Consider the following 21,353-nt stretch of genomic DNA (forward strand, 5'->3'; position numbering starts at 1 on the left):
TAGCTAATTTTTTGTATACGGTGAACTGTCAAACTAAGCCGAACTTTTTGGCCGTTATATGGCCCGAAAGATGCAGGGACATAGTTTGGTTTTTGATTTTGTCATATACTGGATGATTTTTTATACTTTTACATTAAAATCAACAAGTCAAATCTTAATTTTCTTTCTAAAACCACTATGCGATATTTTCAGCTTATTTTTTTTGTCTTTTGTTTAAGCACTATTCTATTGTCATGCGCTAAAAATGATGATGAAGAAAGCGCGAACCTGTTTATTGAAATTCCAGATTCCAGATTTGAAGAATTATTGATTGAGTCGGGGATAGATTCCGACAAAGTAGTCAACAAAAAGATACTGCGGTCAGACGCTGAAAAAATCACACATCTAGAACTTAATTCCACTCAAGGGAATTCGATTAAAGACCTTGCGGGTATAGAGGGTTTTGTCAATTTAGATACCTTATCAGTAACCGGGAATTTTATAGACGAGATTGATTTTAGCCATAACAAAAAATTAATAAAACTGAATCTTGATGGGAATAATCTTTTGTCTGTCAAAGGGTTGGGAGAGTTAAAGAGCTTGAGGTGGTTGAATGTTTCTTATAACGATCTTACAGAGCTAAAGATAGACAACCCTGAACTGGAAGAAATTTATGTCAGGGATAATCAATTGGAGGAATTGGACGTAAGCGGTTCTCAAAAGCTCAAAGCTATTTATGCGGTATCGAATAAAATATCAGCTTTGGATTTGAGCGCAAATACACAGCTGGAGACAATAATCTTGTCTGACAATAAGCTGGAAAGTGTTTCATTAGAGAAAAATATAGGGGTAAAGACACTTTATATTTCCAGTAACTCCCTTAAGGTATTGGATGTTAGTTTTTTGGTTTCATTGGATTTTCTCCGGGTTGACAGAAACCCTGATTTGACTTGTGTGAAAATTCGAGATAATCAAAATATCCCAACTGTTGAAAAGTCATCTTATCAGGTATTGGCTCCTTCATGCCAATAATGGCCTAAAGTTTAAAAAGCCATTGGTGCCGATTTGGAGTAATGACAAGAGTTGAAAATGAGGATGAGAAATTATGGAAGAGATTAAATATATAAAAGGCGACGCTACTTCGCCCCAAGGTAAAGGTGTAAAAGTAATTGTACATATCTGCAATAACATCGGAGGCTGGGGGAAAGGCTTTGTCTTGGCTATTTCCAAAAGATGGAAAGAGCCCGAAGCTAATTACAGAAAGTGGCACAGGGAAAGGGCGAAGAATGATTTCGAGTTGGGAAATGTTCAAATCGTTCAGGTTGAGAAATATATTCATATAGTCAATCTAATCGGGCAACAAGGGATAAAGACAGGAAGCAAAGGAGTTCCTGTTCGTTATGAAGCGATTGAAGCGGGATTAGAGAAAGTCGCTTTATTCGCTATAGAGAATGAAGCCTCGGTACATATGCCAAGAATCGGTTGTGGCTTGGCGGGCGGTAAATGGAACCAGATAGAACCGCTTATCGAAAAAACGTTACTGGCTCAGGATATTCAGGTTACTGTTTATGATTTTGATTGATAGTGTTTTGTTTCCGAATGAAATAAGAAAATACTAGACGGCAAATGAGTTTTCCATCATTGGTTTTATCACACCTTACGATGGAGTCCCATTTTGATAATTCTGTCTGTACTCTAAAGGGGACATATCTGTTTTTTGCTTAAAAAATCGGTGGATATGCTGGACTTCCGAAAAATTGAACTTATGAGCTATCTCGCTGACAGTCTTATTGGTATGAATAAGCTCCATTTTTATTTCAAACAGAAGCCTTGATTTTATAAAATCCGTAGCCGTTAAATTGAACTGAGATTTTACGGCCTTATTTATCGTTATTCTGCTGAGCTTCATCATCGAAGCGTAATCGTCTACCTTGTGGTTGGTACTTATATGCTCTTCCACCAATTTTCGGAATTGGTACGCTGTATTGTCCAAAGCGATTGCGTTTCCAATTTCGTTTACTTCGGAGTATTTACGATTAAGGTTAATCAATATATAATAAAGAATAGAGCGGATAAGATGGGCGCTATCGCTTTTGGTATGTAAAATCTCTTGTCTTATTTCCTTCAGCTTTAGGAGTGTGTCATTAAAAAAAGACTCGGTTGAGGTGAAGAATAAAGGGAAATCAGGTTGATAAAAGAACAATAGTCGATAAATAAAATATTGATCTGAGAAAAAATCATTTAGAAAATCTTCCTGAAAAACCAAAAGTCTTCCTTCAAAGCTAGAAGGGTTTACATGCCAAGAATAATTTTGGTTTTGGGAAATGAATATAAAGGTATTTGGTTTTAGTGTTATGGTCGCATCATTCAATTTTAGAAAGCCGTCCGCATTTTTAATGAAATATATCTGAAAGAATCCCGCTGATTGCGTTTCGGTTGTCATTTCCATAGCGCACTCCGATTGCAAATCAATAACGTTCATCAGAAATAGAACGTTGCAGAGGGTTTTGTCGAATTCTATATATTTCATTCCTAAATTGCAGGTAAGGTGAAAGCTAAATTTGATGTAGGCTATGATGCCGGATTTTATGACCAGAGCCACTTTATAAGAAACTTCCGTCGTTTACTGAGTATCACACCATAGCAATATCAAAAATTGATAGGGTAGCAAGATTATACAATTTTTTGAAAAAGACTCTATGTAGTTTTGCCTAAAATATATGCTTAAAGACAAGCGATTTAAAATTGAGAAAAAGATATGATTGAAGAAAACCCATTGTTATCACTATTTCCCGAAGCGGAAATACCGTTGCCGGGCGTGGTTTCTCGTTTGATACAAGCCGGTGAACGGCAATTAATTTTTATGGAATTTGAGCAAGAGGCTATAGTTCCTCCACATTCCCATAATGCCCAATGGGGTGTCGTTCTTGACGGCGAAATAGAATTGACTATCGAGGGAAAAACAAAACTGCTGAAGAAAGGCGATTCCTATTATATTGAAAAAGATCAGGTTCATTCCGCAAAAATTAGTGCGGGGTATAAGGATTTGACTTTTTTCGACCAGATTGACCGATATAAAATAAAAGAGTAATATCTAGCTCAATAGAGGGGACAGGAACAATGCTGAGTTTTTGTTATTTGGTTCCAAAGGCTACTAAAGAGTATAGGTTTGGATCTTCCTTTTTTGTTTCCACGGTGTTTTCCTGTTCGCTCTCAAACATGAAGTATACCCGGTTCAGCAATTCTAAAGTGATAGTTCCGTATTCGTTGGTTTGTTTTGTGTAATCCTTTTCTATTCGGTTCAATTCTTCCAAAATATCGCTTAATGTGGGAACCTTTTTCCAATGGTTAACGATTGTGATTCGATTTCCGCCTTGTATATCATGAATGTAATCATTGAAGATACCGGAAAGATGCTTCCTATCGTCAAAATGCAATTCTAGATTTCCATATCGCCAAATCGGTGATGTTTCTTTATTCATCTTATTTAGCCACATATCAGGTGTTAATCCTAGGGCTTCGATTTCGTCTTTGCGCAAGCCTAATCTAATTTTGCCGAAAACTCCGGTTCGAATAAAATCGGATAAATATACAATCATGGAACGTTCTTTTTTGCTTTACACTCTTAGCCTTGTGTTTTGTCGCTTTGGTTTAGATACCAGTAAATAACGTTACGGAAGTCTTTTTTAGCCTCATCCACAAATTCGCGTAAACTCTCCAAACTGCCTTTGGAGAGTTCCAAAGTGGCTATTCTTGTATTGAATAAATTGTATGAACCTGTATCCATGACGTGTTCTGCTCGTATACTTTCGATCAATCGCTTGGCTTCGTGATGTTGGTTAGTTGGAAAAAGCTTTTGAATCCTACTTTCGATATATTCCATAATACTCTCGGCGACTAGTTCGTAGCTCATTATTGATTGAATTGCTTTTCGGTAGGGGCATTAGAAAGGACTCCCCGAAGGGAGTCCTTGAGCGTGAGTAAGTGTGCGATAGGATAAGGAAAGCTACTCTCTATTTATTGACGATTGCGTAGTGTTTTCTTCATCTTCATTGAAAAAGAATAGGATAGCGGCGCCTGCTGCGATAAATAAAATCCTAAGTAACCAACCGATGCCAGCTCCCCAGATGTCAATCCACATCAAAAGGCGGATATTGTAATTGAAAATTGCGAGAATAGAGGAGGCTAGCCCCATCAAGAGTAATCCGCCGCCAATTTGAGGAAGTTTGTCTTTGATTAAATTCATGTCGAGTATAATGGATAAATATCAATGCGAATAAAAAGGGTAAAGGGTTTATGCCACATAACCATGGGCTCGGGGTTTGCGACATAGCATTCTTTCGATTTTCGTATGAATAGGGGAGTCCAAAGGAAAACGATATACCTTTTTGTCTCCTTCCAGACATATCTGAACGTAATCGATGGGACACATTTTGATTCGTCTTGCCCGGGGTAAGCGAATGATAACTTTATATTCGATACCGTGCTGTACGAAGGAGGCTTTACGGTCGTTCTCGACCTCCAAGCAGAATACGGCAATATGCGTCGGGCGATTTAAAACGGTGGTAAAGAAATGGATTACCATGCCTATCACTAAAACCGGAATAAGAAGATCAGTCAGATGAAAGACATTTGATCCAAGCTCGAATTCGAAAGCGGGCCCAAGAAAACGATATAAATAGGGCCTCATGAAATAAAAAAAGAAGGAAGCGAGAAAGAGATTTACACCGTATTGAACGAAAGTGTATTTCTTATCCTGTTCGTGCCCTCGAAGCAATAGTTTCTGTAATTCTTGACTATTCATGGACGAATAATTTTTATAACCAAAAAGCAAAACGCTATTGGTTTTGTATTCGTCCGTAAAAGTAAAAGAGCGGTGATCAGTTGGAAAGCCAAACCAATTTCCGCCCTTTATGGTCGCATATTAGTAAAAGGTAATTGTTTTTCTGAATGAGGCGATTAAGCTTCGAATACTTTCTTAACGAATTCTTCTCGCTTCCGGATGGAAACGGGAATAGGGGTGTCGTCCTTCAAATATGCAAAACGGGTTTTGTCATAACGATCAACATAATCGATGTTAACCATATAGGATTGGTGCGTTCTGACAAAACGGTCATTGGGCAGTTGGGTGACATATTCTTTCAAAGGCCTTGACGCAATGAACTTTCGTCCGTCATTAAGAAAAAATGTCGTATATCCTGCGTCCGATTTGCAGTAAACTAATTCGGCGAGTTCGATAATTTGATAACTTTCCTGTAAACGGAGAACGATACGGTTCTGGTTACCCGAGAGTTGTTCTTTGAAAATATCCAGCTGTTTGCGTGTGGAATATTTTCCTGCCGAAACCTTTTCGAGCGCGTCTCGCAATTCGTCCGGATCAACAGGTTTTAGTATATAATCTATTGCGCCACACTTCAGCGCCCGGATGGCGTGCTGATTATAAGCGGTGATGAAAATAACCGAAAAATCAAGCTCTTCCGTATTGTCTAACACATCAAAACCGGAACCGCCCTGCAAATTGATGTCGAGTAACACAAGGTCCGGTTTGCAAGCTTTGATCAACACGCTGGCTTCGTCTACCGAAGCGCATTCGGCGATAAAATCCACAGCGGGGTTGAGTTGCTGGACTAAACTGATTATTCCTTTTCTGGTATATTGCTCGTCCTCGACGATGATGGTCTTAATCATAGTGTGTCTGGTGAGGGATGGTAATGTTTACGGTTGTTCCGGTATCATCACTGTCAATTTTCAGATCTCCTTTGCAATTAAATTCTTTTGCGAATAACGCAAGTCTTTCACGTGTAATACCAGTGGATAGCGAACGTTTTTCTATCGATTGTTTTTTTCGATTTATACCGGAACCGTTATCCTGTATGGTGCAGAATAAGTTATCATTTTTATATGTTAGGGAAATATCGAGTAATCCTTTTCTGTCAACATGACGGAAACCGTGCTCAATGGCGTTTTCCACAAAAGGCTGGATCAGCATCGGCGGGATTTCGATATTTTCAGGATCAATCGTTTCGTCTATTCGAAGCGTAAAATCGAATAGATTTTCGAAACGCATTTTTTGTAATTGCATATAATTCTCGACGGCCATCAGTTCCCTGTCCAGCGGTACCACCCGATTGTTCGAGTTCTCCAAGATAAGGCGCATCAACTTTGAGAATTTGCCCAAATAATTCACAGCCTTTGACTTGTCATCGTTTAGTATCATTCCCTGAATTGAGGAAAGGGAATTGAAAATAAAATGGGGCGTCATTTGCGAGCGCATCAGGCGTTGTTTCATCCCGATATAGCGCTGCCTGTTTTGGCTATGCCTATATATATAAAATCCGGAAATAATTACCAGAACCAAAAGCATGGCGAGAACACCTATAACGCTCCACAAAGTTCTTCGTTGTGAAATTTCCAATTGGGCGCCTTTGACGGTTACTTCCCGCTTAAGGTCTACTTCCCTTCGGTAAGCGTCGTTAAGGATTTGGGCCTTTTGGTCTACATTAGTGTCAAACAGCCGTTGATTATAAGCGTTTATGGAATCCAGAGCCTCCAAGGCCTCATCCAATTTTCCCAGTTTCTTATAAATCAAAAAATTGTTTTTGTAAATCACGGGATGGGCCGTGGCTATCGGGTCGTCGGGAACCCTTGCCATCGCTGAGTCCATATAGGCTTGGCATTTTTCCCATTCCTCTTTTTCCATATAAAGGTGGGAAATGTCGGAATACGTCATTGCCAACGCATTATGGTAGCGCATTCTTTTTTCTATCGGGATTTTCTTTTTGAAATAGAAAATAGCGGAATCGTACTGCCCGGAATAACCTAAAAATTGACTGTAATTCGTGAAATAATCAAGCTCTAGAGTAGTCGCCTTAAATACTCTGGGGTCCATACGGTCGTAAACAGCGAAAGCCGAGTCAAGTTGGCCGTTTTCAAAATATACCAATCCCAATACGAGTTCGACACTAGCGCATAATAGCGAATCCTTTTTACGGAAATACGGAAGGTTCTCCCGAATCGTCTCTATGCTTTTGTCATAGCGTTTGAACAGGAAGTCTTTAATATATAAGAGCCGGTACGCCTCGATTATATAAGAGGTATCGGCTTTTTGTTTTGCCAAATGCAGAAGGCGTTCCGCATAAAGTGCGCCATTGACATAGTTGGAGTTTTCATAGTGCGCCAATCCTAACCAATGATATTCTTTAAGGCTAAGTTCCTCACGGTTTAGTTTTTCCGTAAGGGCCATCGCCAACGAGTCATGCTTCTTTTCTTTTTTCAAACGCAGGATATTGTCGTTTTCGTTAATGGAAAACGCTATCTCTGGAATGAAGAGCAAAAGGCTTGAAATAAAGAATCGGAATAGGTTTGATCTCACGTAACTTAAAATTTTGATGTATGAGATATAAATTTGTTTATCTTTTTTGGATACAGGAAATACTGACGTGATTTCTATTGTTATTCTTGGATTAGTATTAATTCATATGCTTTTAGTTTAGATGATGCGGTGGCAAGATGGAAGAGATATTGGAAGAAGGCGTTGTTTAGTTTGTGTTTTCTGTGAGTGATGGCTGTTTTTCAAAAGGAAAAAATGCCACTGATATAGAAGTATTTTTATAAATCATGTAGACTTATGTTAATGTATTGCCAATTTTGGTTTTATGAATGGAATGGCTGGGCTTTTCACTGGCTAAAGTGATTTTCTGAGCCTGGTTATTTTTCGCTTTACTTTTACAAGGTTAGTATGAATACTGAAAAATATAAGTTGATAGTAGAGAACGAGATGGCGCCCCACCACATCCTCGTTTTCAAACAGCACAAAACACGACGCGACGTATACGAAAGCTGTTGGGTACTGGCCCTTAACAATCTTACATCCGTCAAGGAATTTGTTTTCGAAGACCGCCTTTACGTTCCAAACGGAGCAAACGTACTTAACGCCTACGATATCGATTCGCAAAAGCTTATAGGCCAGCGACAGTTTGAGGATAAAGAGATGATTTGGGCCGAAATGCGTCCGGAGCAAGGTGTATTGTACCTCTATTGTCATGATGAAGACGGCCAAAGCGCCTCTTTCCATATTCTGCGCGCCGATGATCTTTCGGAAGTGAAGTCTTTCGAATTGTTGGACAACTTCACGCACAGCAAAGCCTTTGATCTTGACGCCAAAGGGAACCCGCTTTTCTATTATAATTACTATCATGAAGAGAATGAATGCTGGGCGCATAGTTATTTGACACTGGATTTGGAGTCGGGAGCCGTAGCCGAACATAATCTTTCCGACGCCCCGCGTACCGATGAAGACGTGCGCCGTCCTTTTGTCAATGCCGAAAAGGGCTTCGCCCTAATGCCTTATTGGGAAAAGCTGAGCTTGAACAAAGAAGCCAAAGGGCGCATTACCATTCCCTTCCGTGTGAAGTTTATAGATCTGGAGACATTTGAAGACCGTGGCGTTTTCAAACTGCTCGATTACCCGTATTCCGACTTGGAATTCCTGCAAAGTTTTGTCGATCGCTTTGTTGATAGTCTGGAAGAGGCTGAGTTTGGATCCGAAGAGTATGATGAACTGATGGCCAAGGTTTATGGAAAGTTGGAAAGTGTGTGGATCGAACCTTCGGAAGGAGACTCGTGGTGTGTTTTTGACGGCGGTATTTTGGTGCGAATCGACGGCGAAGGCAAAGCTTCAGAGCCTTTAGTTGTGATGGCTACCCGTGATTCGGATGAGGAGCTTAAGTATAAACCGGGCCTTCACCTGAGCATCGAAGGTTTGGATCCGTTCAAGGGCTTTTTGTTGCAGGATCAAACTTCCCTCAGGTATTTCCGAATGCCATTTAAGCTAGAGGAATTAAACGGTGAAGACGGTGAAATTCCGAAAAGACTCAAGTCAGCGATGCCCGACAAGCTACGCATGCGTGACGAAGACGAGTTGGCGATTGAAAACCTCGGCGTGACTTTGATTCAGGTTGCGGACTTCAAGCAGGCGTCCGTAGTGGAGGCTTTGGAGAAGATGACGGAATTCGTAGAAAACCTCAGCCCGAGTGAACATGGCCTTAATCTGGCTTTCCGGGTATGCGACGCCAAGGGCAAAACGATGGATGAAGAAGCCTTTTTCAATAAAGCGGCCGGCTTGAAGACCGTCGCGCCGATGGTCGAGGCTTTGGTGCGCACCTTTTTGAAGGTAAAAGATTCCGAACTGTTCCGTTATGATGCCGAAACACGCTCCCTAGCCTATGCCGTGAACGCCTTGGCGCAAAAGGACGAAGCTTATTTGCCTTTGGTGGAGGCTTATTTGGCGAATATGGACTGGGAACACGACGTTTTCTGTCAGTCAGAAATGATTCCCGAACTGGAATCCCGCTATCCGGACTCGGCCTTGGTCAAAAAAATCAGTGATATTCTGGAAGATTATTACGGCTGATATTCTTTGCCTTTATATAGGGTGGAAAAGCTAATTGTAAAGGAAGAATAGTTTTATTCGGTTGTGTAGCGAAGGCCGTCCGTTTTCGTAATTAGCGGATCGAATAAAACTTTATTCTTGACGAATATTACTCTGTTCGGTTCAGGACTCGTGCTTGTATATTCTATTTCTCGTCCTTTGAGGTAAATCTATGTTTAACATGCGTATTGTTTGAATTACGCTTAGTAACTAGGGTTTACTGAAAAAGTAAAAACCACAAGATTATCAGTGGATTAGGTAGCTTGTTTCCCTTTCCAAAGCACAGGGAATATTCGTAAATTGGCCTTAGAAAGGACTGAGAGCATTTTTTCCCTTGCACCTATGATCAAGACAAGTTCCTCGCAATTGAGTATAGAAGGTTTTTTGGACCCGGAAATAGGGCGCCTTAACCCGGAAAACAGATGGGTGAAGTTGGCCAACTCCATCCCCTGGGCGGAATTGGGTTTGGTCTACGAATCGAAAATGTCGACGGGCAAGGGCAGTCCGTGCAAACCGGCCCGGCTGGTCATCGGCGCGCTGATCGTGAAGCATAAGCTGAACGTTTCGGACGCCGAGGCGATAGAACAAATCAAAGAAAATCCGTATCTCCAGTATTTCGTGGGACTCGGCTCGTTCACCACGGAAAAGGCCTTTGACCCTTCGCTGTTCACGACGGTCCGCAAGCGGCTCGGGTACGGGGATTTTAACAGGATGAGTTCGCTTTTGCAACACGAGGGGATCCGTATTGCGGAGGGCGATCGGGATGAAGGGTCCAAAGACGGGCATTCCGGGGACGCCGAAGATGACAAGCGGGTTGTCTCCTGCGACGCGACGGTGGCGCCGCAAGAGATTCCATACCCCACGGACCTTGGGCTGTTGGCTACGGCGAGGGTGCAGTCGGAGAAAATCATCGACCTCCTTTGGCCCGTCGCCAGGGATTCCGGTTTATCCAAAAAGCCCCGGACTTACCGGGATAAAGCCCATAGGGAATATGTCGGGGCGACGAGAAAAAAGAGGAAAGGAGCCGAATTCTGGCGCGTGTGCGCACGCCGACAGCTGAATTATCTGGAACGGAACCTACGGCATATCGACAGCCTCATAGAGGCCAACAAGGGCGTTATACGCCTAAAAAGCAGGTTTTTGAAGATTCTGATGGTGCTTCACGAAATCGCCAGGCAACAGTCGCTCATGCTGGAGACCGGTGCCAACAGGGTGGACGGCCGCATCGTGAACGTCTTCCAGCCCCATGTCCGGCCGATAGTCCGGGGCAAAAACGGAAGCGACACCGAGTTCGGCGCCAAATTGTCCGTAAGCCTTCACGAAGGCTATTCCTATCTGGACAAGGCGCAATGGGACGCTTACTACGAGGGTGACGCGGAAGTGATCCGCGGGCACATCGACAGTTTCGGGGAGAGAAACCCGGAAATGAAGCTCGGCAAATTCGTCGGGGACAAGATTTACGGAAACAGGAACGCCCGGCAGACCATGTCCGGCGCGGGTGTGGAATTCGTGGGCTCCCCGTTGGGAAGGCCTCCCTCAAGTCCCGAAAAAATCAGGGAACGCAAGGAAAACCGGACGCTTCACCAACGGCACCGGAGCAGGGCGGAAGGAAAATTCGGGGAAGTGAAACGGGGACACGGATTGGACAAAATACAGGCAAGGAGAGCGGACACTTCGCTTTCATGGATCGCCTGCATTTTCTTCGTGGCCAACTTGAAAAGATTTCAGAGCGAAATCTTTTTTGACCTTGTTTTCTTGAGCTGGAAATACGGGATATGGCTTCAAGACGGCGAAAAGAAACAGGAAAAGACTGTCTGGCAAAATATCCTAGCTGGGTAGCCCTCTGGGCTTTTTCAGTAAACCCTAACTAACCCGTAGGCCTGACTGTGATCTCAGGATCAGAAAGGTTCGGGGTTTAATATTGGTTTACCAAAAATCAAAAAATGAGAAAAAGAATAACAAGCCTGGTTCTGATGGCTTTTGCCTTAACAACTTCATCTTGCCTCAGTACTGAAGAAAAGAAAAAGAAAGCGGAAGAGGAGGGAAATGCGCTTATAGCGATTAAATCCAAACTGATAAAAGGGGCGGGAGAGGCTTTGAAAAGCGATGGTAAAGATGCCGTTGAAACTGCGACGGAAGGTGTCGGGGAAATAATCAAAGGCGTAAATTCCGGTTTTGACAAAAGTATCAACCAAGCGAATATAGAAGCGGATAGCGTATTTCTGAAAACGTTTTCTCTGGGGCGATTAAGTAAAGATTTCAGCTCATCGGACAGTGTCAAGGCCAGAAAAGTATCGGTTTATCTGATTGCGGAAAAAGCGTTTGACGGTAAAGTGAAATTAAAAGCTTTTGACGCTTCCGGAATGGAGATAGGAAGAAGCGTTTTGAAAGTAAAAATAGACGAAGACGATTCCCGTTATTTTGATTTTGAATTCGATAAACGGACTCCCTTGTTACAAGCCCACCGGTTTGTGATTAATCTAAAATAGCTTCTTGGGAAATTAAGACGAATATCAAAAAAAGTATGCGGTTCGAGGAGATGGTATGTGTGGATTTGAACCGCACACTTTTAAAAAATGTATTAGTCCTTATAATATGAAAAAGTCATTCTCTTAATGGTGTTGGCGCCAACTAGTTCTTCGGTACAATTGCCGTGAGAGTCGAATTTAAGTAGTTTGGGGCTTGCTATTCCTACTATTTTTCCATCTAAACCAAATGTGGTTTGACGACTTAAAATACCTTCTCTATCGTACTCATATTGTTCCTTGCCCCGAGGGGTTGGATTTACTCGTTTGGTAAAAGAGCGCCATTCTTCTGATACAAGTCTCATTTCGTCGTCAAAAACATATTGTTCTTCTTTTGTGATGGTTTGGTCGGCAAAGTATTCAACCCTGATCAGGCGATTGTCGAATGTCGTTTCAATAGTTTCCTTAATAGGACTTCCTACGAGAACCTCTCTTCGTTTTTTTATATTATTCTCGGACACTTCATGTTCAAAAACAGAGACTTCTTTTAGCCGACCGTCATTAAAATATTCCTTTCTGCTGGCAAGCCCTTTTGGTGAATAATGCCACCTAAACTCATGATCGATTTCGCCTTCGAAGTATGATATTTCGTTAGTGATATTTCCTTTATGGTCGAATCGCATTTCTATGGGATTGTGGACCCTTGTGGTATCGAGTTGTCCTTGCTTGTTTTCATAAGTGATTACCACTGTTTTTACGGGGCCGAGAAGCCGGTTTAATTCAGCGTCGGTAGGAATACGTCTTTTTGTACATGAAGCGCAACTTAGAAGAATCAATATGTAATGGAAATAGGGTTTTGTAATCATTCGATGGGTTGAATAGCCTTGTCCGGGTGATTTAAAATGCAATGATACGCTACGGTCAATCCATATTCGCTTGGGATAAATATTTGAGAGGGACGATTTGATATTTGTGGGAGCTTGTCTTGTTATTGCAAAGTTTGGCTTATTCTACAGGTATTTCGAGGATTCTTTGATACTATGCATTTGAACAAAATTATTCTGGTTTTATTCGTTTCATGCGTCTAGACTATCATTGAGTCCAATGCGCTCCAAGAAGCTAATCTCAGGCCTTTATTTTTCTTCCATAACCGTTATGCTTTTGGATGGAAGAAAAATTTGTAGCCGTATTTGAGAGATTTTTTGGTTACTTTTTGATCTTTCAACTAGCGAAGCGTTCTCATGAACTCCTTTGAAAGAAAACAAGAGTGAATAAAAAGTAACACCGGGGCATACTAAGTGCAAAATGTCAGTGGTTTCGGGATAGCGTATTTTTAATGCTGATAAATAAGTCAAGATGCATATTAGAAAGAGTTTAAAATGCACCAATCAAACTTCTGATTGATCGATTCTCTTACATTCGCCAACCTGACCCATTTATTTTTCGAACATTTACTTATGGAGTTTTCCGAAAAACCGTTTTTCCCAAGAAAACCGCGCAAGCATCGGCAACTGAACGCCGAATTGCGTAAGCGGTTAGCCGTGGCTTTGGGGCAGGGGCTTCGGCAGAACGAAATAGCGGGGCTGTTGAATGTGCATCCCTCGACCATTGGCCGTGAGCTGAAGCGCAATAGCCCGATGGGTTTTTATGATCCGAAGCTAGCCCAGCTTTTATACCGAATGCGCAAGCTGGCTACGGCTATGGCGGATCGCTGTTTGTATCAAAACCGTCTCCGGCATCACGCTCTTTCGGTTTTGCCTGCTCCCCGTACTTGGATTTTATGGTTATCAGATACCAAAAGCTATAATCGTGAATTGCCTTTTCGCAGACCAAGGTATATCCAAACCGAAAAGCGGAAGCATCGTTTGCCATACCGGAAAGTTATGGGCGGGTGGAGGATTAGAGGCCGAAAAAATGAAATAGCTTGGCCACCAAGCCGGAGGGCATATAGTTTATATGAACGGAATGACAAACCGTATCATTACTTAAAAGACCGAATACTTTTTGCGTTGATGCGTTGGGATTTGAACAGGGTGGAGGCGGAACGAAAACCTAAGCCCCCGCCGTTACATATTTCGGTCCCTAATCATGCTGTTATCTTCATCAAGCCACTCGCCTTAATTAATAGCGAGGAAGTTCCGCTATTGCCAAAAGCGGCCTGATTCTCCCTCTTAAAGCCTTGTTTTACTTTTTGAGCTTATTATACTTGTCGGTATATCCTGACGGTGTTTTTTTAATGTCATTTTCGGACTGCATTTAGCCTTAGTCTTCGTTTTTCTTTCCCCTTTTTGCTGTTGATTCGGTCAAGTTTGGAAATATTGACAATTTGAAAAAAATTGCGTTTGCTCACGTATGCCGGATTGGTTTTAGGGTGAGCGCACTTTGACTTAAATATCAGCATTTAAAATTTGTAATCCCGAAACCACTGACATTTTGCACTTAGCAAGCCCCGGTGTTACTTTTTATTCACTCTTGTTTTCTTTCAAAGGAGTTCATGAGAACGCTTCGCTAGTTGAAAGATCAAAAAGTAACCAAAAAATCTTTTAAATACGGCTACAAATTTTTCTTCCATCCAAAAGCAAGACGGATATGGAAGAAAAATAAAGGCCTGAAATTAGTTTTTTGGAACGCATAGAAGTCATTATATGCTAAACCTTGAAGTTGATTGAAATGCGAATTGTAAAACAAGAATAATTTTGTTCGTGTGAATAAGAGAATGAGTTGGAAAAGTATCCAGATGTTATACCTCGCTTCTTTTCTCATGCCTATTCACTTCAGAAAATCATACCCATAAAAAAGTCACGACTCGAAATGTTTTTAGTTTTTATTATTTCTTGATATTCCTCTTCGGTTTTTAATTTGTTGCTTTGTTTTAATGCGTTGCTGGTGTTTTTTAGTTTTTCCATGTTTTCGATTAGGCAGATTTTTAAGTTATCCATTTCCAAAATGCACTCTGATAGTTCGATTTCGTTATAGTTCAACGCGACCAAAATTTCGAGTTGTTTAAGCTGTTTGATATTATCGGAAATAATCATGTCTGAACGGTTAAATACATTTGAAAAAATCAATCGCTTTAATTTTTGCATATACCTTATTGTCTCCGGTATGGTGACTACTTTTGTATCTGAATCAAATGCCCTGATTTCAAACTTTTCGATATGCTGTAGGTAAGGCAACGCGTTTTCAAAATCGGAAAAAGATCCCCAAAACGATATTTCCTTTATTTCGGGCATAGCTTGAAGAGTCTCTAATAGGCGTTGGGTATAGCGAGGCTCCGGTAAAGGGAATTCTATATTGTCAAAATCATCTTCCTGTACTTGATTGAGCAGTAATTCTATTTGCTCCTTATTTCCATATTTCAGTATATATTTTAAAGCATAAGCCGGAGTCGGCCTATAGTATAATCGCTGACGCTTTAAAGATATTGAGCCCATAATAAGCTTCGCTATATCCAGTTCCGTTCCTCCACAAATATCCACCATTTTTTGGAGGTCTTTTTCGTTACGATAGGGAATAAAGTTTATACGCTTGTTCCCCATATTTTTTTTTAATGCGGGCGAGGCGTGTTCCTTTATTAGCGTGCGTCCTACCTTACGGACCTCATCATTGTTCGAAGAAAAAGTAACTAAGAAAATCTCCGTGAAAAACTCTTTTATTACGCCTTCGTTTTTCAGGATATTAAACGCCAGTATATGGTTTGTCTCGTCACTGCTATCCAATAATGTTTGTATTTGTTGGCGCATATGTTCGCCCATTTCCGAGGCTTCCTGAAGAAACGAATTATTAATGGATTCGAAGAAGCGAAGGCCGTTTATAAGTTTTCCTTTAAAACCCGCAATACCGATACGCCCCGGCTTTTCGCCTACGAGAATATAATCCAGCGAACTATCCACTTTGCTTTTGACTATATAGCCTTTTTCTTTCAGGTCTTTCTTCTTTTCGGTTTTATTGGCGAAGCTTCCGGCTATCAATACCGAATCGCCTGGTTTTGGAGTGTTGGCATTACCGAAAAGGGGTTCCATACTCAAAATGGCGTTGTTTCGGATTAAAGCGAATTTCGATTTGAGCGCTTCGAAGAGTATATCTCGGCATTCATTGGAGGTTTCGGGTGATAGGGGATTAAACAGCAAACTGAAAAAGATCTTGCGATGATCGTTAGGCATTTTTTTCTCCCGCATATCCTTCAGAAACTGATTGACAGGTATTTTTTCAATTGGCGTTTGGTCCAGTAATACTTTTTCCAAGGACTCTATGGCGCTAATGGATCCCGGAAGTGTTTCGATTTTGCTATTACGCAAGTCGAGAGTCTTCAGTGATTTGCATTTGGAAATGTCTTCGGGAATGCTGCTCAAGGCACTATAACAAAGTTGTAGTTCCTCTAGCTTTTCGAGTTGAAATAATACGGAGGGGAAATTTTCGAAACTGTATCCCGAGAGGTTAAGCCCTTTGGCCTCACTAAAAGCCTGAAACTCTATGGGCAGACTCTTTACAGTCAGGTGGTGTGGATATCGAAAAAATAATATCCTATACTCGGGAGGTGTTTCGCCGTCTTTGCCGGATTCTAAATAGTATTGTCTCTTGCTATCCGATGAAAAAAGGTAACAATCCCGAATGGCTAGTTCATAGGGATAATACTCGGATTCCAGAAAGCCTTTTATGGATTCGTTGTCATTCAGGTAATTGTTTATATACCATTTGCGGAAAGGACTGCCGGCATAACAACAGAAATATGTAAACGCATATCGTTTCGATTCGATAATATGCTCTAAGGCTTCCCCTTCATTATCCCAGATTAAGATTTTCAGCTGTTCGTATTCTTCATTGGCCAGTACATTTGTGTCCAGGTACAAAGCCATTACCTGATCGAAACGCTCTTGGGTCCAGCCGTTTGTTTTTATTTCTTTTACAAGGTCCGTGACCTTAGTGGCGGGCGAAAAAATACCGTTTTGATAAGCTTCGGACAGTTCCCCTTTATGTGCGGGGTATCTTTCCGTAGGGTGAAAGTAAACCTGTGAATAATGATTGTCCCGGCATTCTTCCTGTATTAGTTTTTCGAAAAATTTCATGTCCCCGCGCGCACGCCGTTTTTCTCCTTCGGAACCAATCTGCCCATGTTTTATGGTTATGCTCAAATCGGGTGCGTCTTCTTGGCTAGGCTCTATTTTGGCGCTCCAAAATTTATATTGTCGTCTATAAATATCGATATATTCAAAATAGGCTTTCATATCACAAAAAGGTTTCAGTTTACTTTGGCTGGCAAGCTACGTACAATCTTCAATGCGGAATACACTTGATTCAGTGATTTTTATTGACAATCAATTCTTGAATAGGGGTGAAGCCTTTGGGATTTATGTGAATAAGGGCGTAATACTGTTTTGAAAATCCTGAAAACCGGAACATCAAGCGGTTTTTTTGATAAGCGGATAGGATTAGTTTGTGATAAAGAAAATAGAAAAACACAAAACGGATAGTTTTGATAAAAACACGATATACGGTTATGTCACGTCCTGTGATTTTATAAAACAGCGTGTGATTGGGCGACGTGAGTGTTTTGTCGGAATAGGGCCTTGTAATAGGAAAAAATCAAATCCGCCGTAAAAATCATTTTTGGAATAACTAAGCGGTAATGTTTTGCCGGTTTTCGAAAGCTTGGTTTTCGTCCGTTTGGGTGCAAAGCTTCGTAAAGATTGGATACGCAACGGGTACAGCCAAGCCCGGACAGACACACTCCTTTTAATTTTCTTAAGACTGATCTTAACCGGGGCTTTGCCCCGGGCAGTCTTATACACCTTAAACAAAAAATAATATGGTAGACCAAATGTTCACCGATGAGATAATCTCGGAAATTTTGAATCTGGATTCCTGCTTTCAGGCGGAGGATATGGCGCGCTTTGCCGAAGACGTGCCCGGCTTTCAGAAGTTTTTGATTAATGCTGAAACTGATATCGAAAGCCTAAACCATAAGGCGGAAGGTATTATGTTGCAAGGGCGTAAGCGAAATAGCAAACGCGATGAGAACGAAAACCTGAAAAACAAAGCCGAAGCGGATATAGCCAGACTGGAAGCCGCCATTCCGACGATAACGGACGAGAAGCTTTTGGAATCCGCGAATTTGGAATTGGCCAAAGCCAAGTATGACAAATTGCGTTTCCAAAGCAGACTTAACGAAAAACTACTGGGGTACGCTTATCTGGACGCCAAAGTGGAGGCGTTAATTTTGGCGGATACGGTACGTGAACTCCGCAAAGGGATTCTCAAAACGATTGAGGATTATTTTAAAACGGGAAACTACGGCACGGGCACCGTGACTTTTGAGGGCGTAGAGTATACGGCTTCTTAAATTGATTGGGCTTGGCTGTGATTGTTGTGTTTGGGCGCTCTGGAAACGGGGCGCTTTTTTATATTTTAATCATGCCACCACATCACATAAACTATATTTTTAGTATATTATGACTCGTGTTAAGACACTACTATTTTCATCAATACCTATATACTTATCGCAATCAGTATAATTGAGGCTCTTCATACCCAAGGGCTAGTTTTTTTACTGACTTGACAAACATTAAGCTTCAAAAGGACTACATCATGAAGCTCCATTTTAAAGACTAAACTAATATCAAATGCGACTATCAATCTTATTTTTAATTTTATGTCTTTTCAGTGCATGCTCCACGCACCATGAAAGTAATAAACTGGGAACCATCGACTTTGAACAAGGTCTGCACGAAAAAAATCACTTTGATCTAAAAGACAGAGTAACGGGAATCAAATACATTCCTTTTGAAACTAAAGAGGAATGCATGCTTAGTGATATACGGAACATATTCAAAGTGCAAGACAACTATGTGGTTCAGGACACCGAATATGTGTACATGTTCGATCCCTCTGGACATTTCATCAGAAAAGTTAGCACTAAAGGAAAAGGTCCAGGAGAATACGAATTATTAGTCGATGTACAATGCAGCCAGAACGAGATCTTTTTAGTTTCTCTAGGGAAAATCTTAGTATTCTCTGCCACGGGGGATTACACAAGAACGATCCCGCTAGATGATCTAAGACTTCAGGCTATGAGTATAGACAATGAAGGCAATTTTTATTTTATAATGCCTGATAAAACGCAAAAGAAAGAAATCACTAGTATCGACCTCATTCATATTTATGACAAGGAAGGGCATTTTATTCGAAAAGTAGAATCAAAAGTAGTTCGACATGAAGCAGGATTGGCATATTATAATAATATAATGAATATCGACGGGGTTGGCGTCGCATATAAAGAACTATTCGGCAATGTCATTTATTCAATCAACAAGAATACAGAACCGGACAGTCTTTTTGTTTTGTCCTTAAATGATTCCTTTTTTAAAAAGGCGGATTTTAATCGATCAAAACGACACATTTGGGGAGACAAATATCTACTGCTTGACGTCTTCAACACCCCAAAGACTAATATCTTCAAATTGCAAAAAGGGCTGATAAAGCCTACTCACGAATATTTGGTGTTTGACAAAGAAAAGGATAAGATCCATCGTCCACTTTTTGACGAAAACAAACTGGGCTTATCCTGCGACGGAATTAAAATGCACCCTGTCAATCAAACTGGAAAAACGCTTTTGTTTACCGTTGACCCAGAGTATCTTGAGGCACTCACCGAAAAAAATCCAAATATAAAACTTGAAGAAGACTGCAACCCGGTGCTTGCGGTACTTACTTTTAAATAAGCTGGCTGTCACAAGCGACCTCGCTTGCACACTCCTAATTGGAAAAACTGAATGGGCAAACGTGGACACTTGCTAATAAAAAATCACAAGTCTGAATACTTGCAATGGTCGTTAAACAGTCTTGCTGAAGCTGAGCAATAAATCAAAAACAGCAGTATAAAGTACCAGTTTTCAAATACTATATAGATAATTTAGTAAATCAAAAAATTATGCAAGTTTTTAAATATCGTGGTGGCGATAGGGAGATTTTCGAAAGAGACTTATCCGCTATTGAAAAAAATTTTTTCTGGGGCTCAAATTTCAAACAACTCAATGACCCATGTGAAACCTTAATTTCCTCTGACAGATTCAAAAGTGAGACTAAAACATTTTTTAACCTTACAAACAAGAACTCTGAAAAGGTATTAGAAAAGGTACACGATGCGCTTGATACCTTTATAAATCGAGGTAAAGAAATAGGTATATACTCGTTATCAGCAACTTACAATGATGAACTTTTATGGGCTCACTATGCAAATTCGCATCAAGGCTTCTGCATTGAATACGACCTTGACTTGCTATTAGAATCATATCCTAGTGATAAAATTTATTCCTTTCCAATAAAGTATTCTAAAAATCCACCTGAAATTGACATATCTGATATATCAGGTAAAGATGGAATTTCCTTAGTAAGGAAACTGGCAGGCAACAAATCAAAGAAATGGGATTATGAAAACGAATATAGGATTATAACAGACAAGAGCGGTGAACATACTTATAATTTCAAAGCTATTCAAGCAATATATTTTGGATTAAGAATGCCCGAACCATGGAAAAAGGAAATGATGACCATTTTACATGGAAGAGGAATAAAGTATTACCAAATCTTTCAAGTTGAGGGTAAATACGAATTTGATAGACAAGAAGTTCCAGATATTAGCGGAAGCGAAGTTACATATCTACGTCAAATTCCATCTTTAAACGGAAAAAAATCAAGTATCAACTTTGAGATCATTGAAAAAGATTTCAATAAATTCAACGAAAAAGCAACGATTTTAATTGAATTGGATTCAAAAGCAGATAGAGAACAACTGATTTGGATAGCAAATAAAATCAAAGAGGATCTTTTCAGAAGTGCAAGAAGAATTTTTATTTCATTTAGAATCCATGGTGTGATTGCTGGTAATGGGTATTGGGCTACTGCAAATTTTGATGGAAAAGAATTACAGGTATCTATCAACGGGCTATCTCTTGAACAGGAAAAAGAACTAATAGAAGGGTTTGAAAATGAAACTAGAGAAACAATAGGAATGTGGATTGATGAAACCCCCTTTATTTGTTCTAGTCTAACCCTCTTATTTAATGATGGAGCAACAATTTTAGAAACCAAATATTCCGATGGAAGTAAATCCTTAGAACAATTAAAAACGACTCAGTTAGGTTCAGGAATCAGATATGATAATTTACAAGGTAACTATCATGGAGAGTATTTTATCGTAGAAAACAATGGAACTCTAAAGTACTATTCTGAAAATGGATTGTTTAAGGAATTAACACCTTTTCATTTAGAAAAAAAATTAAATAAGGATTCATATAATTTATAAGACTTGAAACGAATCCAACCATGCCCTCCGCATACGTATTTAATAAAAGCATGACTTGTGTTTTTACCTATTTTGGTCTTCAAGATCTACGCCAGCAAAAGAAAAAAAGGGACCCCATCGCTGGCGGTCCCTTTTGCGTGCGGTTGATCTATATTTTTAGGGTCAAATTTACCTTTGA

Annotated in this window: 18 protein-coding genes; 10 read left to right on the forward strand and 8 right to left on the reverse strand. The window is 40.5% G+C overall.

Going from position 1 to position 21,353, the window contains the following annotated elements:
- The first annotated feature begins 177 nt into the window (after nt 1-177).
- Both AABK39_RS09475 and AABK39_RS09480 read left to right on the forward strand, forming a co-directional pair.
- Nucleotides 178-1,011 carry a leucine-rich repeat domain-containing protein gene (locus AABK39_RS09475; protein WP_338391092.1) on the forward strand — a complete coding sequence of 278 codons (834 nt, stop codon included), beginning with the start codon at nt 178-180 and terminating at the stop codon, nt 1,009-1,011.
- A gap of 73 nt (nt 1,012-1,084) precedes the next feature.
- Nucleotides 1,085-1,561, forward strand: coding sequence for a macro domain-containing protein (locus AABK39_RS09480; protein WP_338391093.1), 477 nt, complete (start codon nt 1,085-1,087; stop codon nt 1,559-1,561).
- A gap of 75 nt (nt 1,562-1,636) precedes the next feature.
- Here AABK39_RS09480 and AABK39_RS09485 read toward each other — a convergent pair whose 3' ends face one another.
- A complete protein-coding gene (locus AABK39_RS09485) occupies nt 1,637-2,509 on the reverse strand; it encodes a helix-turn-helix domain-containing protein (RefSeq protein WP_338391094.1) in 873 nt (290 codons plus the stop codon).
- Nucleotides 2,510-2,737: 228 nt separating this feature from the next.
- On the opposite strand from AABK39_RS09485, the gene AABK39_RS09490 reads away from it, so the two are divergent.
- Nucleotides 2,738-3,070 (forward strand): cupin domain-containing protein, encoded by a 333-nt coding sequence (locus tag AABK39_RS09490; protein ID WP_338391095.1) that lies wholly within the window; start codon nt 2,738-2,740, stop codon nt 3,068-3,070.
- Nucleotides 3,071-3,113: 43 nt separating this feature from the next.
- Here AABK39_RS09490 and AABK39_RS09495 read toward each other — a convergent pair whose 3' ends face one another.
- The 5 genes from AABK39_RS09495 to AABK39_RS09515 all read right to left on the reverse strand — a co-directional run bounded on the left by AABK39_RS09495 (nt 3,114) and on the right by AABK39_RS09515 (nt 7,351).
- Nucleotides 3,114-3,578, reverse strand: a complete 465-nt coding sequence (locus AABK39_RS09495; RefSeq protein ID WP_338391096.1) for a hypothetical protein — start codon at nt 3,576-3,578, stop codon at nt 3,114-3,116.
- Between the two features lie 26 nt (nt 3,579-3,604).
- Nucleotides 3,605-3,892 (reverse strand): hypothetical protein, encoded by a 288-nt coding sequence (locus AABK39_RS09500; protein WP_338391097.1) that lies wholly within the window; start codon nt 3,890-3,892, stop codon nt 3,605-3,607.
- Nucleotides 3,893-3,985: 93 nt separating this feature from the next.
- On the reverse strand, nt 3,986-4,225 hold the full coding sequence (locus AABK39_RS09505) for a hypothetical protein (protein ID WP_338391098.1): 240 nt from the start codon (nt 4,223-4,225) through the stop codon (nt 3,986-3,988).
- Nucleotides 4,226-4,938: 713 nt separating this feature from the next.
- On the reverse strand, nt 4,939-5,667 hold the full coding sequence (locus tag AABK39_RS09510) for a LytR/AlgR family response regulator transcription factor (protein WP_338391099.1): 729 nt from the start codon (nt 5,665-5,667) through the stop codon (nt 4,939-4,941).
- Nucleotides 5,660-7,351, reverse strand: a complete 1,692-nt coding sequence (locus AABK39_RS09515) for a tetratricopeptide repeat-containing sensor histidine kinase (protein ID WP_338391100.1) — start codon at nt 7,349-7,351, stop codon at nt 5,660-5,662. Before AABK39_RS09515 ends, AABK39_RS09510 begins: the two co-directional genes overlap by 8 nt.
- Before the next feature lie 366 nt (nt 7,352-7,717).
- On the opposite strand from AABK39_RS09515, the gene AABK39_RS09520 reads away from it, so the two are divergent.
- From AABK39_RS09520 to AABK39_RS09530, 3 genes are all read left to right on the forward strand, one after another.
- Complete coding sequence (locus AABK39_RS09520) at nt 7,718-9,391, forward strand: hypothetical protein (protein WP_338391101.1); 1,674 nt, start codon at nt 7,718-7,720, stop codon at nt 9,389-9,391.
- Between the two features lie 360 nt (nt 9,392-9,751).
- The gene (locus AABK39_RS09525; protein ID WP_338391085.1) at nt 9,752-11,248 is read left to right on the forward strand and encodes an IS5 family transposase; all 1,497 of its coding nucleotides are present in this window, start codon (nt 9,752-9,754) and stop codon (nt 11,246-11,248) included.
- Nucleotides 11,249-11,352: 104 nt separating this feature from the next.
- Nucleotides 11,353-11,898: a hypothetical protein gene (locus tag AABK39_RS09530; RefSeq protein WP_338391102.1), complete on the forward strand. Its 546-nt coding sequence runs from the start codon at nt 11,353-11,355 to the stop codon at nt 11,896-11,898.
- Between the two features lie 92 nt (nt 11,899-11,990).
- Here the strand turns inward: AABK39_RS09530 and AABK39_RS09535 are convergent, their stop codons facing one another.
- On the reverse strand, nt 11,991-12,557 hold the full coding sequence (locus AABK39_RS09535) for a hypothetical protein (protein WP_338391103.1): 567 nt from the start codon (nt 12,555-12,557) through the stop codon (nt 11,991-11,993).
- Between the two features lie 774 nt (nt 12,558-13,331).
- On the opposite strand from AABK39_RS09535, the gene AABK39_RS09540 reads away from it, so the two are divergent.
- Entirely contained in the window at nt 13,332-14,036 is a 705-nt protein-coding gene (locus tag AABK39_RS09540) for a helix-turn-helix domain-containing protein (RefSeq protein WP_338391104.1), read from the forward strand.
- 612 nt (nt 14,037-14,648) lie between these two features.
- Here the strand turns inward: AABK39_RS09540 and AABK39_RS09545 are convergent.
- Nucleotides 14,649-17,099 (reverse strand): hypothetical protein, encoded by a 2,451-nt coding sequence (locus tag AABK39_RS09545; RefSeq protein WP_338391105.1) that lies wholly within the window; start codon nt 17,097-17,099, stop codon nt 14,649-14,651.
- Nucleotides 17,100-17,680: 581 nt separating this feature from the next.
- Here AABK39_RS09545 and AABK39_RS09550 point away from each other — a divergent pair.
- The 3 genes from AABK39_RS09550 (at nt 17,681) to AABK39_RS09560 (ending at nt 21,175) form a co-directional block, all read left to right on the forward strand.
- Nucleotides 17,681-18,214 (forward strand): hypothetical protein, encoded by a 534-nt coding sequence (locus AABK39_RS09550; RefSeq protein ID WP_338391106.1) that lies wholly within the window; start codon nt 17,681-17,683, stop codon nt 18,212-18,214.
- A 280-nt stretch (nt 18,215-18,494) separates the two neighbouring features.
- Nucleotides 18,495-19,592: a 6-bladed beta-propeller gene (locus tag AABK39_RS09555; protein WP_338391107.1), complete on the forward strand. Its 1,098-nt coding sequence runs from the start codon at nt 18,495-18,497 to the stop codon at nt 19,590-19,592.
- Nucleotides 19,593-19,801: 209 nt separating this feature from the next.
- Nucleotides 19,802-21,175: a DUF2971 domain-containing protein gene (locus tag AABK39_RS09560; protein WP_338391108.1), complete on the forward strand. Its 1,374-nt coding sequence runs from the start codon at nt 19,802-19,804 to the stop codon at nt 21,173-21,175.
- Nucleotides 21,176-21,353: the final 178 nt, after the last annotated feature.

This window comes from Fulvitalea axinellae (assembly GCF_036492835.1).
Lineage (GTDB): Bacteria > Bacteroidota > Bacteroidia > Cytophagales > Cyclobacteriaceae > Fulvitalea > Fulvitalea axinellae.